The sequence below is a fragment of the Hyphomonas sp. genome (assembly GCF_022844445.1).
Classification (GTDB): domain Bacteria; phylum Pseudomonadota; class Alphaproteobacteria; order Caulobacterales; family Hyphomonadaceae; genus Hyphomonas.
On sequence record NZ_JALHLS010000012.1, the window covers coordinates 60854 to 77429 of the forward strand.

General features: G+C 64.6%; 15 protein-coding genes. 3 read left to right on the forward strand and 12 right to left on the reverse strand.

Annotated elements, in window-relative coordinates; translation table 11 throughout:
• Position 1: 1 nt before the first annotated feature.
• A complete protein-coding gene (locus Q0C17_RS13490; protein ID WP_291207288.1) occupies positions 2–835 on the reverse strand; it encodes a TerB family tellurite resistance protein in 834 nt (277 codons plus the stop codon).
• An 83-nt stretch (positions 836–918) separates the two neighbouring features.
• On the reverse strand, positions 919–2034 hold the full coding sequence (mnmA, locus tag Q0C17_RS13495; RefSeq protein ID WP_366914827.1) for a tRNA 2-thiouridine(34) synthase MnmA: 1116 nt from the start codon (positions 2032–2034) through the stop codon (positions 919–921).
• 203 nt (positions 2035–2237) lie between these two features.
• On the opposite strand from mnmA, the gene Q0C17_RS13500 reads away from it, so the two are divergent.
• The gene (locus Q0C17_RS13500; RefSeq protein ID WP_291207292.1) at positions 2238–2396 is read left to right on the forward strand and encodes a hypothetical protein; all 159 of its coding nucleotides are present in this window, start codon (positions 2238–2240) and stop codon (positions 2394–2396) included.
• A gap of 4 nt (positions 2397–2400) precedes the next feature.
• Here the strand turns inward: Q0C17_RS13500 and Q0C17_RS13505 are convergent, their stop codons facing one another.
• The 7 genes from Q0C17_RS13505 to Q0C17_RS13535 form a co-directional block, all read right to left on the reverse strand.
• On the reverse strand, positions 2401–3243 hold the full coding sequence (locus Q0C17_RS13505; RefSeq protein ID WP_291207293.1) for a protein-glutamate O-methyltransferase CheR: 843 nt from the start codon (positions 3241–3243) through the stop codon (positions 2401–2403).
• 70 nt (positions 3244–3313) lie between these two features.
• On the reverse strand, positions 3314–3679 hold the full coding sequence (locus tag Q0C17_RS13510; protein ID WP_291207295.1) for a response regulator: 366 nt from the start codon (positions 3677–3679) through the stop codon (positions 3314–3316).
• Between the two features lie 93 nt (positions 3680–3772).
• On the reverse strand, positions 3773–4450 hold the full coding sequence (locus Q0C17_RS13515; protein ID WP_291207297.1) for a histidine phosphotransferase family protein: 678 nt from the start codon (positions 4448–4450) through the stop codon (positions 3773–3775).
• 83 nt (positions 4451–4533) lie between these two features.
• Complete coding sequence (locus Q0C17_RS13520; protein ID WP_291207299.1) at positions 4534–4767, reverse strand: hypothetical protein; 234 nt, start codon at positions 4765–4767, stop codon at positions 4534–4536.
• Positions 4768–4845: 78 nt separating this feature from the next.
• A complete protein-coding gene (locus Q0C17_RS13525) occupies positions 4846–5193 on the reverse strand; it encodes a YdbL family protein (protein ID WP_291207301.1) in 348 nt (115 codons plus the stop codon).
• 23 nt (positions 5194–5216) lie between these two features.
• Complete coding sequence (locus Q0C17_RS13530) at positions 5217–5408, reverse strand: YnbE family lipoprotein (protein WP_291207305.1); 192 nt, start codon at positions 5406–5408, stop codon at positions 5217–5219.
• A gap of 75 nt (positions 5409–5483) precedes the next feature.
• On the reverse strand, positions 5484–8852 hold the full coding sequence (locus Q0C17_RS13535) for a YdbH domain-containing protein (protein WP_291207307.1): 3369 nt from the start codon (positions 8850–8852) through the stop codon (positions 5484–5486).
• Between the two features lie 172 nt (positions 8853–9024).
• Here Q0C17_RS13535 and Q0C17_RS13540 point away from each other — a divergent pair, with 172 nt between their 5' ends.
• Together Q0C17_RS13540 and Q0C17_RS13545 are read left to right on the forward strand one after the other, a co-directional pair.
• Positions 9025–10431: a M23 family metallopeptidase gene (locus Q0C17_RS13540; protein ID WP_291207310.1), complete on the forward strand. Its 1407-nt coding sequence runs from the start codon at positions 9025–9027 to the stop codon at positions 10429–10431.
• 113 nt (positions 10432–10544) lie between these two features.
• A complete protein-coding gene (locus Q0C17_RS13545; protein ID WP_291207313.1) occupies positions 10545–11915 on the forward strand; it encodes a M23 family metallopeptidase in 1371 nt (456 codons plus the stop codon).
• Positions 11916–11918: 3 nt separating this feature from the next.
• Here Q0C17_RS13545 and clpB read toward each other — a convergent pair whose 3' ends face one another.
• The 3 genes from clpB to prmC all read right to left on the reverse strand — a co-directional run bounded on the left by clpB (position 11919) and on the right by prmC (position 16567).
• Complete coding sequence (clpB, locus tag Q0C17_RS13550) at positions 11919–14537, reverse strand: ATP-dependent chaperone ClpB (RefSeq protein WP_291207315.1); 2619 nt, start codon at positions 14535–14537, stop codon at positions 11919–11921.
• A gap of 176 nt (positions 14538–14713) precedes the next feature.
• Entirely contained in the window at positions 14714–15490 is a 777-nt protein-coding gene (locus tag Q0C17_RS13555; RefSeq protein WP_291207318.1) for a DUF4167 domain-containing protein, read from the reverse strand.
• Positions 15491–15700: 210 nt separating this feature from the next.
• On the reverse strand, positions 15701–16567 hold the full coding sequence (gene prmC, locus Q0C17_RS13560; RefSeq protein ID WP_291207321.1) for a peptide chain release factor N(5)-glutamine methyltransferase: 867 nt from the start codon (positions 16565–16567) through the stop codon (positions 15701–15703).
• Positions 16568–16576 lie beyond the last annotated feature (9 nt).

Here is a 16576-nt window from a genome sequence, read left to right on the forward strand (position 1 = left end):
CTCAGCCCTGTACGAGATCAGCCTGGATTTTTTCCAGGAGTTCAATTTCTTCGGCGTGGGCGAGACCGTCTGCCAGCATCACTTCGGAGCAGGCCAGCACCACGTCCATCTGCGCCTTGACAGACCGCGCCGAGATTTCGTCGATAGCGGCGCTGATCTGTTGCTCGGTGGGACGCAGGCGGCGGATGAAGCCCTGCAGCTTGTGTGTGCGCGCCTCATCAAGGTGGATGCCGAGGAGTTCCGAACGGCCATGCGCGTAGGCGAGAATCGCCGCGGACTCGGCCAGTGAAACCTGACCGTCCGATTCTGCCATTGCCGTCAGCAAGGTCAGCTCGTTGCGCAGCTGCTGGCGCAGTACGCTGAAGGCCTCGTCCTTCGGCGGCCAGGTGACGCCCCGGCCGGCTGATTCGGCCGCAAGCAGCGCGGCATCCGACGGGCCCAGGCCAAAAATCTCGACGAGGAACATCGCCGGCGGCTCGTAGACCTCGCCGGTAATGTCCATGCAGTACTTGATCCGGTCGGCGCGGAAACTCATCACTTCCCTGGTCTCGGCGCAGCGTGCAAACAGCAGGACCCGCGCTTCCGGCGTACGCTTCAGGGCATGCATCGTGATGCGCCGCGTACTCTGGGCTGCTTTTGCGTTGACGTAGCAGATCACGAAAGTCTGGCCTTCCACGTCCGCACTCGAGGCCAGCGGGGTGGTTTCCGGATGCGGCTCGTCTGCGTCCAGAATCCGCGAAGGAAGGCTGGGTACGAATCCCACATCCAGCACGGGCGTATGATGGGCCTCTGCCTTCTTGAGCAGGAACGCGGACAAACTCGATTTCAACCCCATAGGTGTCTCCTTTGGCGGGTGGACGCTACTGCCAGTCGCCCAATCGTCAACTGCCATTGCGGAACTATTTGGCGGGGGCCCGCTCAGATCGCCGCCACGCGGTCATCTGCGGGCAGGGCGCGCGCGATGAAGCCGCCGCCGAGAATCCGGGTGGAGCCTTCCGGATCATACAGCACGGCCGCCTGACCGCGCGCCACGCCCTCTTCCGGTGCATCGAAAAACACCGACGGCTGGCCATCCTCATAGCCGAGGCGACCGGGCACCGGCGGACGGGTCGACCGTACACGGATCAGGACGCGCGCGCTGTCGCGCGCCGCCGCTTCGAGGCTACCCTGGCCGAGCCAGTTCAGTTCTTCGAGCAGCAGGCCGCGCGTCATCAGCGCCTCGCGCGGGCCCACCAGCACGCGGCGTTTCGGGGCGTCGATCTTCACCACGAAGAGCGGCTCGCCGGTCGCGACACCAAGGCCGCGGCGCTGGCCTATCGTGTAGTTTATCACGCCTTCATGCGCGCCGAGCACGCGCCCGTCGATATGCTGGATTTCGCCCGCGCGGCCCGAACCCGGGCGCAGCTTCTCCACGACCTTCGCATATGAGCCGTCCGGCACGAAGCAGATATCCTGGCTGTCGGGCTTGGCGGCGACCGGCAGGCTGAACTTTTCTGCAAGTTCGCGAACCTCCGTCTTCGGAAGATCGCCGAGCGGAAAGCGGATGTATTCCAGCTGCGCGCGCGTGGTGGCGAACAGGAAGTAGGACTGGTCGCGGCTGGCATCGCGCGCACGGTGAAGCTCCGGCCCTTCGGGGCCGTCCGTGCGGCGGATGTAATGGCCGGTCGCAAGGCAATCGGCGCCGAGCTCCTTCGCGGTGCGCAGCAGGTCCGAGAACTTGACCGTCTGGTTGCAGCGTATGCAGGGTATCGGTGTCGAGCCTGCCAGATAAGTGTCGGCAAAATCCTCCATGACCTGCTCGCGGAATCGGCTTTCATAATCCAGCACATAGTGCGGAATGCCAATCCGGTCGGCCACGTTGCGCGCATCGTGAATGTCCTGCCCTGCGCAGCAGGCGCCCTTCTTCTCGATCGCCGCGCCATGGTCGTAAAGCTGCAGCGTGATGCCGATCACGTCATAGCCTTCGGCCTTCAGCATGGCGGCGACCACGGAGGAATCCACGCCGCCGGACATGGCAGCGACCACGCGGGTCATGTGGGGCGGCTTGGCAAAGCCAAGCGAGTTCAGGCGGCCGTCCGGCCACGTCGTATCAGGCGTCGTCATCTTTCACTCCCGCCGGGGTCAAGGCCCGGAGCAGCTGCTGTTGGCGCGCATATAGGACAAAACCGGAGGGATTGCGAGCCACCTGCCACTCAGCCAGTATCCCGGCTTCGCCGCGAGCCCGGAAAACCCCTGCCATGCTGACTGTCCGCCGCGTCCCGGCGCCCCCTGCCCTCCGGGACGTGATCAGCGGCTTCACCGAGCGCCGGGGCCATTTCGCCGAGATGTCCCAGCTGCGCCCGATGCCAGCGCCGCCTGCCTCGACCCGATCAACGGCGCCCGAGATGAAAGGTTAGGTCGTCAGGCCGCGCTGGCCTTGGCGTTCGCCGTCCCGGCCGCGACCCAGCCGCAGCGGACGTCGCCGGCGGGCTCGAGCCGGTCAGTGAGGCTGTAGAGGCTTTCGCCGTCGCCGAGGACGATCAGGCCGCCGGGGGCGAGCTGGTTGGCGAGGCTTTCGACCACGCGGACGCGCGCCGAGCGCGCCATGCCGGACAAGACGTTGCGGCACAGGATGATCTCGAACTTGCCGAGGCCGCCGGCCGGCTCCAGCAGGTTGTGGACGCGGAAGCTGACGCGGGTGCGCAGCGCCTCGGAGGCCTGCCAGTCACCGGAATCGAGCCGCGTGAAGTGCTTCAGCAGCCGGTGGATGGAGAGGCCGCGTTGCACCTCGTAATGGCCGAAGGTGCCAGAGCGCGCCTTCTCGATCGCCTGCTTGCAGAGATCAGTGGAGAGGATTTCGACCTTGGCGCCGGCAAGACCCGCAGGCGCCTCGTCTTCCAGCAGCAAGGCCAGCGAATAGGCCTCCTGCCCGGTGCTGCCACCGGCGCACCAGAGGCGGATACGGCCCGACGACGAGGCGGCAATGCGTTCCGGCAGACGGTTCTTCACCAGTCCGTCGAGCGAGCCCGGCTCGCGAAAGAACCAGGTGTCGCGGGACAGGAGCGCGGCAGCGACTTCGGCGCGGAAGACAGGATTCTGGCGCGACTCGAGGCAGTGGACGAGGTCTTCGAGGCTGCCGAAGCCTTCGCGTCGGGCGACGGCGGCGAGGCGGGCCTCGATCAGGTAGGCTTTGGATGCCGGGATCGACTGGCCCGAGGCGTTCAGGGCCAGGTCCGCGAGGGCATTGAAAATGGTGTCCTGCATGCGCCGCTCCGACGGGAGGCTTCGGGGGCCTCAAATGTTACCGTTAGGCCGCCCAATGTTAAGAAAGGCTTCAGATGAGGCCGACTTCTGCGAATTTGCTCTCGAGAATGTCGGCATCGAAGGGTTTCATAATGAACTCGTCCGCGCCGCACCCCAGCGCTTCACGGATGTGTTCGGCGTCGTTTTCGATCGAACAGAACACGACCCGGGGCGTTTTCCCGCCGTCCTCGCGGCGCAGGGCCTTCACGAAGTCGATCCCATTCATCACGGGCATGTTCCAGTCCAGGATCACGACATCCGGCATGGATTCTCGGCACATCCGCAACGCTTCTGCGCCCTCGGCGGCTTCGGTGACGGAAAACCCGAGATCCCGGACGATCCGGGACGCAACCTTCCGGACAACCCGGGAGTCGTCCACAATCAGGCACGTCTTCATAGGGCGAAAATCCGCTGAAGCGAAGGGTTTGACACGTCTGATGGGTGCCTCAGAGGTGTTAACAAACCCTGACCAAAACGTTTACGTCTGCCCTCAGGACGTTTGCTGACGCAGGCCCGTCGCCATAAAAACCACGCCGTCTTGAGTGGTTTTGGCATGCAGCGTGCCGCCAAGCCCGTCGCAGGTCATCTTAGCGAACAGGGGCTGGATATTCTCCGGCCGCCAGCCGCTTTCGGGCTCTTCACCCGCCAAAGCCTTGGCCACGTCTTCCTTAAGTACCACCCGGTCGCCCTTGCAGGTGACGACCACGTTCTTGACGCCCCCTTCCTCCCGCACACGGATATGGATGACCCCGCCACGCACGGTGGCCGTCAGGCCCACCAGGACGAGGTTCATAATCAGGCGGGCATGGCCATAGCCAAGCTCGGTGGTGGACAGATCCCATTCGATGCTGGGCTTCTGAAAGCGGACATAGTCGTCCGTCAGCTTTTTGAACTGGTGCGCGTCCGCCGTACCAGGCTGCAGGCCCATAGAGCCGAAGGCGTAGCGCAGGAACTGCAGTGTTGCCGCCACGCCTTGCGCGCCCTCCCGCAGGGTTCGCTCGCTGTGCGCCTTTTCTTCCGGACTGCCGGGACTGTCGAGCATCTCCAGGGACAGCGACATCGTGGCCGCTGGGGAGACAATGTCGTGACAGAGACGCGCAGCGATAAACGCTGCGAAACGCGCAGGGTCGAGGTTCATTGGTTTCAGCCCGTCTTTGGATCCAGCCATGCGCTAGAATCGGGTGCTCCGCCCGGTGTGTCAATCAAGCGTGCGTGACAGGAGTGTAAGGCAGTCCGAATCGGCGATCCTGCTTAACTACCTGCAGGCGGATCGATATCGTCGTGGCCGTGCCGGGCGCTGTAGAAGCTGAGCGCGAAAAGTCCTGCGGAAAGGCCCAGCGTCAGCACGCCGCCGAGGATGTAGGCAAACCAGCCATGGCCGCTGAGGCCACTGCCCAGTCCTTGCCAGAAGAAAGTTGCGCCCCAGAGGAGCGCGCCAAGGCCCACGAGGGCCGCGACAATCCAGACGATGAAGGTACGTGACATCTGTCCTGAATAGAACATCCCGCCGATCTATGAAATCGGCGGGATGCTGTGTTTGCTTTATGCCGCGGGCAGGAGAGCCTACTTGGCCTGCCAGCTGCCAGACTCGTCCATGTAGAACTGGCCGGGCTCGAGCTTGGTGATCTGCTTCTCGCCGGCAAGCTGCGCGACAATCTGCACGGTCGTCCTGTTCTCCTTGGCGGTCTGCTCGTAGACGGCGCGGCGGCGATTGTTGATGTCCTGAACCTTGCGGGTCACAGCAGCGTCGGCATTGCTGACAACGCCGAGATAGCCGTCAATGCGCTCGCCAACCGTACCGGACGCGATGGCCGCGTCGATGACGGGGTCGCCCGCCGTTGCTGGCGGGGCAAAGGCGAAAGCAGCCAGGGCAAGGCTGATCGAGATCAGAAGTGTGCGAAGGGCAGTCATTGAATGTCTCCTCGGCTTCGCGGCTAGAACAGGTCTGGGTTGCTGGCGATCAGGTCTTCGACCTCGCGGTCGAGCTGGATGCGCACAGTCTGGTCGATCTTCACATTGAGATCGATCTTGATCGGCTTGTCGGAAGGCTCGATCCGCACGGTCGGCGTGCAGGCTGCGAGCGTAGCGGCGCTGGCCGCGACAAGCAGTAGTCTTTGGTAGGCCATGACGGCAAACTCCTGATACCACAACGAGACAATGACACGCCGGGGCTTAACGTCAATCGACTGGCCTGTTGCCCGTCATTCAGATGGCGGCTCCGCGGGCGCCTCCGGAACCTGCCCCTCGCGGACCTGATCATCGTTCAAAAGCTCCAGCGTGGCATCGATCAGGTCATCCTGGCTGATGAGGCCGAGACGGTTCTCGATCAGCGTGCCGAGAGGCAGGTCAAATCCGATGGCAAATTCAAAGGCCTGCCCGGCGGGCAGCGTCAGACGGTTGCCCATCGGCAGCGGATTGATGTTCTCGCCGATCAGCAGCAGGTCCGCGCGCAGGTCACCCGCAAGATCACCGTTGATGCCGACTTCCAGCACTTCGAACTTAAGATCACGCAGCGCGTCAAAGGCAAGGCTCGCATTCGCGTCCTGCCCCGCCGCTGCGTCTACAGCGCCGCCGGTATACGAAAGGCGCCCGCCGGGATCATCAGCGCGCAAGCGCGCGTCCTTGATCTGTACACGGTTGTCCGTGAACACGATCGGGAAGGAACCGCTGACGGTGCCGGTCGCGGTGGTATCCGGCAGTTTCAGGATCTCGACGAGGCGGCCAAGGTCGATGGCATCAGCGGTTACTGCAACTGACTGGTCCTGCAGACCTCCATCCAGCGCCCAGTCGAACGGCGCTATGGCGAGCCTGCCGCCGCCAAAGGGGAAGGTCACCGTGTCGAGATGGAGAATGCCGCCATCGCGCAGCTCGAAGATGACGTGACCGTCCGCGAGCGGAATACCCGGATTGACGCTCGCCACGTTGAGCATCTGACCGGGCGCCGTCTTCAGACCCATCAGGTCGGCAAAGTACACGTTGCCATCGATCCCGGTGACCCGGCCGAGGCGCGTCGTCTGAAAGCCGAAATCCTGCACGCGCACATCTGCCGTGCCGGAAATCGTGCCGCCGGTGATTGTGAAACGCGCGTCGCTGGAAACGCCCCCTACGGCATCTGTGAAGAGGCCGGTGAAGCGGCCGGAGATCATATCCGGCTGCAGGCCGCTTCGGCGGAACACCAGCGGACGGGTGACTACTGAAGCATCGCCGTCGAGGCTGATGATGTTGAGATCGACGACGGCGTCGGCCAGCGGCGTGCCCGTCGCCTGAAGTTGCAGCGGTCCAGTCAGCTTCAGGCGGTTCTCGCCGAGCGTGCCGGAAAACTCAGCGGTCACCGGCTTGAAGAGGGGATCGGCATTGATGTCGGTGATCAGCACGCCAGCGCCGGTCACCTTTCCTTCGACGCCGGAAGCCGCGCTGACCCCGTTGAACGAGAAAGCTGCGGCCGAGACATTCGCGGGAATAAGGCTGCCGCCGAAGACGGTTTCGCCAAGGCGAGCGGTGATCTGCGCGGGACCCTTGCCGGTGACGATGTCGATGCGCGGCGCGTCGCCTCGGATCGTCAGTGTACGCTCCCCCAGCTGCAATGGCAGGTCTAGCGTGCGCGCCCGGGCGGTGAGGGCAAAGCCACCGTCGGCGGTCCAGTCGATGGCCGCGCTGTCGAGCTTCAGAACGCCGTCACCGGACTCCATTGTGAATGGCAGACTGAGCGAGCCCAGAAGTTCGGAACCGCCAGGCACTGCCCCCTGGCGCATAAACCTGCCATTCGCGGGACAGACATCGATAGTTGCCGGCAAGAGGCGGATGGCTCCCATCGTCAGACCTTGGGTATCCACTGCGAGACAAGGCGCGCCCAGCGACTGCACCCGCCAACCGGTGCGGTCGCGCGTGGCATCCAGACCGCCCTTGATGCGCGTGGCTGCCAGCGTCACACCGCCGGCATCTCCGGCAAAGGACAGCTCTCCGGAACCGGAAAGCTCCAGCGTCTCGGGCTGGCTTTCCAGCCGGAGACCGCGCAGGTTTGCCGCCAGCATGCGTCCGCCCACGGACCATTTCGACAGTGTAAATGTCTCCGCGTCCAGCATGATTGCACCGGCCATCATGGAAAAATTCCTGACGTCCATCGAAGCGGATGGCGCACCGCCGCCCGACAATCGGATAACGCCCTGCCCTGTCACGCCGTCCGGAAGCACAGCGAGCCAGGGCTTAAACTTGTCCGGCGTCACTGTGAGGCTGAGCCCCGAGGCCGACGTCAGGACGCCGTCGCTGCTCGCCAGAACACTGAATGCCTTGCCGTCGGTCTGCAGTGCGAGGTTGGCGTCTGCATCGAACCCGGACAGCGCCCGGTCGAGTGCGAGACGCAGATGGCTCGCATGGCCCTCCAGAACGCCCGGCAAACTGAAGGCTGCACTGGTTTGCGCACGCAGGTCCGCGTCCAGAGCCGCTCCGTGTACGGATATCTTTCCGTCAAAACCTGCCGCGCCGCTTTCGCGCCGGTCCATCTCACCGGCCAGGGACAGGTCAGTGACGGAACCGGCCGGTCCGGTGACCATGCCGGTCGTCGCGATCAGCGGGCCGGAAACATCCCCATCATTGCCCGCGAGTTCGCCCTTGATCGAGGCCGCATCGAACGTATAGCCGCGGAGCGTCAGGCTCGAGGCCTCCACATCGAAAACCGCCGCGGCGAGTTCGTTCATCGCCGCGGCGATCGTGGCCTCCGGAAGCGTCTTGAATTCAGTGCGCCCCGCCGTCCGGATATCGGTGGCGCGCAGTTCCGGCGAGGCGATGCGGGCGGCGCGCAGCGACCATTCGAACGCAGCAGGATGGCCGGCATCTGAATTGAACTCGGCGCGAGTCAGAAGGTCGAAATCCTCAAGCCCGATCTGGCCAACGGCCGCTTCGCCGATACCGAGCCCCAGCTCGGCCTCGACAGCGCCGTCCACCGCGCGCACATCGAGGCGCCCTTCGCGCACGTTGGCGCGGGCGAGCGGATTGCTCAGTTCGCCAGGATCGAGCCGCAGCGTGATTGTGCCATTTCGAGGCAGGGTGCCGGAGACGGTCAGGGTGGCGCTGGTCGGGCCGAAGGGTGTGTCTAGCAGGATGCGGGCATCGGCAATCTCGATCGGCGGCGCCTTGCTGCCTCCACTGCCTGTTTGGACAAGCCTTTCAAGCCCGCCGAAGCGCAGACCGTTTGCATCCAGCGTACCGCGAAGGGAAAGCCCGTTAACCGTAACGCCGGTCAACTCGGGCGTGAACAGCCCGGTCCAGCGGATGTCGGCGCGCACTTGCGCTGCTTCAGCCGGCATGGCTGTGCCGGAGGAGACCTTCACCGCCGAAACGGTGATGCCAGAGGTGTCCAGTTCGGTGAAATTTGCGTCACACTTGAGGTCGCGCTCGGCGCACCAGGCCGAAAGGGCCTGCTCCGCCACGGGTTTGCGCAGGAACCAGAGGAGCAGCGATCCTCCCAGAAAAACAAAGACAAAGCCGCCGATAACGTACCAGACACGCCCTCCCCGGCGCCGCTTCGCAGGCTCCGCAGGCGCGTCCTGTTCGGGGGCTTTATCAGGAGTCACTGGTCCGACCGGCTTGCTTCTTGCTTTTCGTACGACATAAAGTCCTAACTTGGCATCTAAGTCTTGCGGCTCAAGTTCTTGAATCCTTAAGCGGGAAGCGAGACGATGGGTTTGTGCAGCGGACGTGCCAGCTCTAGGGCCTGGGGGCGCCAGAATGACAGGAAACCGATCCTTGCTTCCACACGAGTCTGCTGAATCCGCCCTCACGGTGCGTGAAACCCCGGCGCTCCCGAAACCGGGCCTGTCGCAGGGGTTGAAAAGCCTGATTGTTCTGGGCGTGCTCGGTAGCGCCTCGGCCCTTGCGGGAATCGTCATGGCCGGGCGCACACCGAACCCCCTTATCCAGACAGCCGACGCCGGCATTCCCGTGCCGCTTGCCGCCCGCCTCGTCAGCGCGGTCGATATTGTCGATGCACGGCCGCTGGAACGTGCCGAAGGCAAACTTGAACGCAACGAAACCCTCACGGGCCTTCTCACCCGCCTCGGTGCCGAGCCTGGTGAGGCTGGCGCGGCGTTGCATGCGCTGACTGGCACGGATGTCATCGATAGCCGCCGCCTGCTGCCCGGCAAGACGCAGGCCGAGGCCTGGTTCGACGATGGCAAGCTCCAGGCCGTCTCCGTACGCTCCGGTTTTGACAGCAGCCTTTTGATCACCCGCACCGCAGCCGACGGCTGGTCCGCCACGCCGCTCTACGCCAAACTGACACCGGGCTACCTGCGCGTCGAAGCGGAAATCGAAAGTTCCATCTACGCCGCCGCCCTGGCGCGCGGGGCTGATGACCAGCAGGTCGCCGATTTCGCCAGTGCCTTCGCCTATGACATTGACTTCCAGCGCGAAATCCACCCGGGCGACCGTTTCGAAATTCTTTTCGAAACGGCCTACGACGAGCGCGGAAACCGGGTCCGCAACGGCGAAGTTCTCTATGCCGCCCTGAACGGGAAGGCGCTGAAGCGTGGTTTCTACCACTTTACGCCCTCCGATGACGGCGTCGCCGACTACTTTGATGAAAACGGCGAGAGCGCCACAAAGTTCCTGATGAAGACGCCGATCAACGGCGCGCGCATCTCCTCGAACTTCGGAACCCGCAAGCACCCGATCTCCGGCTATACCCGCCTGCACAAGGGTACCGACTTCGCTGCCCCCACCGGCACACCGATTTATGCCGCCGGCAACGGCACTGTGGAGCGCGCCAGCCGCAATGGCGGTTACGGTAACTATATCCGCATCGAGCATCCGCGCGGCTACGAGACGGCCTATGCGCACCTCTCGCGCTACGCCAAGGGCATCAAGGCCGGCAAGAAGGTGAAACAGGGCGACGTCATCGGCTATGTCGGCTCGACCGGCGCCTCGACCGGGCCGCACCTCCATTACGAGGTCTACATCAAGGGCAAGCCGGTCAACGTGATGTCCCTGAAGCTGCCGAACGGCCGCAAGCTGGAAGAAGAGCCTGCGATGCTGGCCGAGTTCAAGGCTCATAAGGCCATGGTGGACGCCCTGCGCGCCGCCGAGGGCGGGCAGATGGCCGAGGCCACTTTCTTTGCAGGCCCGGTGACTGCCCCCCCGCCTGTCACACCCTGAAACACCGCTCCTTGCGCGAGTTGCCTGGTTAATCTCGCCGCAAGGGGGAATCTGGCCCCGTTCTTGCTCCGCTCGTGCTTGAAGACCCGATCTTCAGGAAACGAGGTTAACGCATGGCCAGTTCCAAGCCGCCAACCCCCGCAACCGTGAAGCGCCTTGAGTCGCCCCACCGGTGGCTGGAGCGCTTTGGCGCGTTAGCCGTGCTGGTCGTGATGTCGGGTCTGTTCCTGTTAGTGCGGGCTGCGCCGTCCCCCGACACGGCGAGCCGTTTTGCCGCCACCGATTTCCGCCTTGAGGCGCCCTCTGCCGCCCCATCCGCCCGGACGGGCCGGATCACCGCCAACGTGGCCACTGCAGATGCGCTCGAAGTGCTCGGCGCTTCGCCCATCGATGCCGCCGCCGCCGCCGCCGCGCTGCGCGAGGCGGCGCCGACCCGCGGCACGCGCCTGCGCCCTGGCTCGCCTTTCATCGCCTATTTTGACGAAAGCGGCCTCGACGGTGTTCCGGTGTTGACCGGGGTGAGCATCCGGATCGATCCGAAAACCACCCTCGCCGCCACCCGCCGCGAAGACGGCACCTATTTCGCCAGCGCGCTCGCCGCCAAGACAACCGTCGCGCTCCACCGGATCTCCGGTGAGATCGGTACATCACTCACCGAGGCGATTGCAGACGAGGGTGGCACACGTGCCCATGCCGACACGTTCGCCAGCCTCTTCCCTGAGGATCCGAAACTCGCCCAAGGGGGCCGCAGGGGCGAGCGTTTTGACATCGTGGTCGAGATGATCGCCGACGAGCGCGGCAATTTTCTCGAGGCGGGCGATCTCGTCTTTGCCGCCTTCAATGGCCAGAAGGCCGCCGGCAGCTGGTACCGCTACGTTCCGGAAGACACCGGCGTGCCTGAATTCTTCAACCGCAACGGCGTGGCCGGCGATGAGTTCCTCGTGCGCGACCCGGTGCGCGGCGGCGAGATCAGTTCCGGCTTCGGAAACCGCATCCATCCCATCACTGGCGACATGCTGCTGCACGCCGGCGTCGACTTCCGCGCACCGCCCGGCACACCGATCCGCGCCGCCGGCTCGGGCCTGATAACCGATATGAAGTTCGGCGACGGCTATGGCTGGTTCATCCGCATACAGCACGAACGCGGATTCGAGACCGTCTATGCACATATGTCGGCCTTTGCTGAAGGGCTGACGCCTGGCCGCACCGTGATGCGCGGCGACACAATCGGCTATGTCGGCTCGACCGGATCCAGCACCGGCGCCCACTTGCACTATGAAGTGCTGCGCAACGGCGTCTACGTGAACCCTATGACGCTGGAATTGCCGACCGGCCGTGACCTTTCCCGTAACGCATCCGCCTTCGAGTCCTTCCGGGTTCAGCGCGACGTGATCGACAAGCTGCGCGGGGCCGATACGAAGGAGGCCGCCGCCAGCGAGGTGCTGACGGCAGAACTCAAGGCAACCCGCAACGGATCGCGCTAGGCCTCAGTTGAGGGCCGCACGGCCCTTGGTGAAGTTGTTCGGCACGCCGTTGATCGACAGCGCGTCGCCTTCGACATCCACAAGGATCGTCTCCCCGTCGAGGATGCGGCCTTCAAGCAGCAGGCGCGCAAGCGGGTCCTGCAGCTCCTTCTGGATGACGCGCTTGAGGGGGCGGGCGCCATAGGCGGGATCATAGCCCCGGGCGGCCAGCCAGTTGCGGGCTGCAAGGCTAAGCTCCAGCTTCATCTTCCGCTCACGAAGCAGCCCTTCGAGACGGCCCATCTGGATGTCCACGATATGGTCGATCTCTCCGCGACCCAGCCGTTTGAAGAAGACGATCTCGTCAATCCGGTTGATGAATTCAGGCCGGAAGTGACGGCGGATCGCGCTCATCACCTGCTCGCGTGCGCTTTCGGACACGTCACCCTCCTCCCCGCTCGCCAGCGCATCTGCGCCAAGGTTCGAGGTCATGATGATGATCGTGTTCTTGAAGTCGACTGTACGGCCCTGGCCATCGGTGAGACGGCCGTCATCGAGCACCTGCAGCAGCGTGTTGAACAGGTCCGGGTGGGCCTTCTCGACCTCGTCGAACAGGACGACCTGATAAGGACGTCTGCGGACGGCTTCAGTCAACGCGCCGCCTTCGTCATAGCCGACATAACCCGGAGGCGCGCCGATCAGGCGGGCTACAGAGTGCTTCTCGGAGTATTCTGACATGTCGAGCCGCAAAACGGCGGTCTCGTCATCGAACATGAATCCCGCGAGCGCCTTTGTAAGCTCCGTCTTTCCGACGCCGGTCGGGCCGACAAAGAGGAATGAGCCGATCGGACGGTTTGGGTCCTGCAGGCCTGCGCGCGCGCGGCGCACCGCGTTCGAGACCGCCAGCAGCGCATCTTCCTGCCCGACCACGCGGCCGCGCAGCGTGTCTTCCATGCGCAGAAGCTTCTCGCGCTCGCCTTCCATCATCTTGTCGACCGGGATGCCGGTCCACTTGGACACGACGCCGGCGATGTGCTCGGGACGAACGACTTCGGAGACGAGCCCGCCATCGGCGTCGCCCTTGCCTTCGACTTCGGCGATAAGTTTCTCCAGTGCCGGGATGGTCGAAAATTTCAGCTCCGAGGCTTTCGCCAGATCACCCTGGCGCTGCGCTTCGGCCATGTCCGAATAGGCCCTATCGAGTTTCTCCTTCGCGGAAGCGGCGCCTTTCAGCTTGTCCTTTTCGGCGCCCCATGCGGTCGTCAACTCGCGAGAACGCGTGTCGAGACCGGCGATTTCGCCTTCGATGGTTTTAAGCCGGTCCTGCGAAGCCGTGTCCTTTTCCTTCTTCAGCGCTTCGGCCTCAATGCGCAGCTGCATCAGGCGCCGGTCGAGTTCGTCGAGTTCTTCCGGTTTCGAATCCACCTGCATGCGAAGGCGTGCGGCCGCCTCGTCCATCAGGTCGATGGCCTTGTCTGGCAGGAAGCGGTCTGTGATGTAGCGGTTCGACAGCGTCGCTGCCGAGACAATGGCTGCATCCGAGATGCGCACGCCGTGGTGCGCCTCGTAGCGGCCCTTCAGACCACGGAGGATCGAAATCGTGTCCTCGACCGTCGGCTCGTCTACATAGACCGCCATGAAGCGGCGGGCGAGCGCGGGGTCGCCCTCCACATGCTTTCGGTACTCGTCGAGCGTGGTGGCACCGATACAGTGCAGCTCGCCGCGCGCCAGCGCAGGCTTCAGCAGGTTGGACGCATCCATCGCGCCTTCGGATTTGCCTGCGCCGACCAGTGTGTGCATCTCGTCGATGAACAGGATCACGCCGCCTTCAGCCTGGGTGACTTCCGTCAGCACCGCCTTCAGACGCTCCTCGAACTCGCCGCGGAATTTTGCGCCCGCAATCAGCGCGCCCATGTCGAGTGCAAGCAGCTTCTTGCCCTTCAGGCTTTCCGGCACATCGCCATTGACGATTCGCAGCGCAAGACCTTCGGCAATCGCCGTCTTGCCCACGCCGGGCTCGCCGATCAGCACCGGGTTGTTCTTGGAACGGCGCGACAAGACCTGAATCGCGCGGCGGATTTCCTCGTCGCGCCCAATCACCGGATCAAGCTTGCCTTCACGCGCATCCTTCGTCAGGTCGCGCGCATACTTCTTCAGCGCCTCATAGCCTTCTTCGGCATTCTGGCTGTCAGCCGTACGGCCTTGGCGCAGTTGCGCGATGGCGCCCTCAAGACCTTTGGGCGTGACACCGGCCGCCTTCAGCGCTTCGGCCGCCGGATCACCCGTGAGCCCGGCAATGGCGAGCAGCAAGCGCTCCGCAGTCACAAAGGCATCACCCGCTTTTTTCGCGGCGGCTTCGGCCTCCTGGAACAGTTTCGCGCCGGCCTGTTCAAGGCGCAGCCCGCCGGCGCCCGCGCCCGAAACTTTCGGCTGCTTCGCCAGCGCTGCATCAACCCCTTGGACGGCCAGCTCCGGCCGCCCGCCGCTCGCGCGGATCAGGTTCACGGCCAACTGGTCACGGTCGTCAAACAGGGCTTTGAGGATATGGGCGGGGGTGAGCACCTGATGCCCTCCGGCAAGGGCCTGGGTCTGGGCGCTCTGGATCAGGCTGCGCGCACGTTCTGTATACTGTTCGATGTTCATGGTTTTGCATCCCCTGTGAAAGGCAGATTGAAGGCTCGGGTTCGGCCCCGCTCAGCGGCAGCCGTTGTGTTGGTCAGGATTTGGGAAGGCGAGCCGCCCGGCGCAAGCTGCCTTGCGCAAATGAAACGCCCCGCCGGCGAGGGCGGGGCGCTGGCATCTGGTCGCAGTACTTGTACCTAGTCGGTCGTCTCTGCCGGGGCGCCCTCTTCCGGGGCCGGCTTGCGGCGCCCACGGGCGAGCGTCTTCATTACCCCGTCGGTTTCCGAAACGGCGACCACCGGCTCACGCGGCGGGCGCGGTTCTCGGGGCACGCGGTCGTCGCGCGGCGGGCGGTCCTCGCGGACAACGCCTTCCTCCCGCGGACGGTAGGGTTTGCGGGCGCGGCGGTTCTTGTCACCGCCGGCACGCTCGCCGCGGTTCTCGGCGGGGGCGCCATCGCTGGCTTCGGCGGCGTCTTCCCGATCATCATCGCGGTCGATCACCCGCAGCGAATCGGATTCGTCTTCGCCGGACCGGTGGGCGCTGACGGGCGCTACAACTTCGGCTTCGCCCTGGTCGTCGTAGCTCTGGCTGGATTCCTCGTTGCCACCGCCACGGGGGTCGCGGTCCTGGCTGCCGCGCGGGTCGCGGTCATCGCGCGGGCCGTTGCCGTTACCATTGCCATTGCCGCTGCGGTTCTGCGGCTGGCCGCCCTGCTGCTGGGTGCGGGCCTCGTTCTGCTTGGCGACAATTCGCTGATAGTGTTCCGCATACTGGAAATAGGCTTCCGACAGGACGCGGTCACCGCTGGTATGCGCGTCGCGCGCGTACTGCTGGTACTTCTCGAGCACCTGCTGGGCGGAGCCGCGAATCTTAACATCCGGGCCGACGCTTTCAAAGTGACGGTTCGGGTTGTTGAAGGCGTTCTGCTGATTGCCGCCTGGGCGCCTGTTGCGACCGCGTGAGCGTTTCATGAATGGGTCTTGTCCTGTGTTCGTAAACCAGCGGTCACCGGCAAGCCAAGTTTTCGAATGGTCATCTTGCTTGCAGGCGGGATTGGGGGTTGGACTTTGGCCGTTTCCACCGAACCCGAACGAAGGCAGCGTTAATTGTCTGCCTCTCCGGCAGACTGCCCCTCGCTGGAAAGGTTCTACTGTGTAACGGACGGGCCAACAAGCGGAAAATCAGTGGCTCGGGCCCGGCGCCAGACCCCAGACACACCTGTCATTGCCGCCAAGGTCCTTTCGGTGTCCCATTCTGGAATACCCGGCGGCGCGCATCAGCTCCTGCACGGCCGCGCGCTGATCATGGCCGATCTCAAGCACCAGGGGGACGCCCGGCTTCAGCAGTGCCCGCCCGAGGGCGATGATCTCTCGGTAGGCGGCGAGGCCGTCCTCCCCACCGTCCAGCGCCGGCATCGGATCGAACCGGCGCACTTCCGGGGCGAGCACCGCAATCTCGCCGGTAGCGATATAGGGCGGATTGGAGATGACGAGGCCTGCCTCACCCCATCCGGTCCAGTCCGACCAGCGGCCTTCGAAGACCTCTGCGCGCGCGTCCATGCCCAGCTGCCGGAAATTCTCCCGCGCGAGGCTGGCGGCGGCCGGGCTCGCCTCAACGCCGGTACCTGTCTCGAGCGGACGCTGCGAGAGGATCGCGGCAAGGAGGCACCCCGTCCCGGTGCCGAGGTCCGCCACCCGGACAGAGCGGCCGGGCGCCAGCAGGTCGAGCGCGGCTTCGACCACGACTTCACTGTCCGGGCGCGGAATCAGCGCGCGCGCATCGGAGAGAATCTCGAGCCCGTAAAAGCCTGTATGGCCGAGGATGTGCTGCACCGGCTCGCGCGACAGCCGCCGGGCAAGCGCCGTCTCGAACGCGTCCTGAATGCCTTTCGGCACCAGCGAGGCGCCGGCCGAGATCAGCGCCGCGCGCGTATCGCCGAACGCCGCCAGCATCAGCAGCATTGCATTCTGGCGCGCATCCTCGATGCCGGCATCGGCCAGCGCCTGTGACGCCGCGCGGATCAGCTCGTCATAGGTCAGCGCGGTCATTGCAAGCGT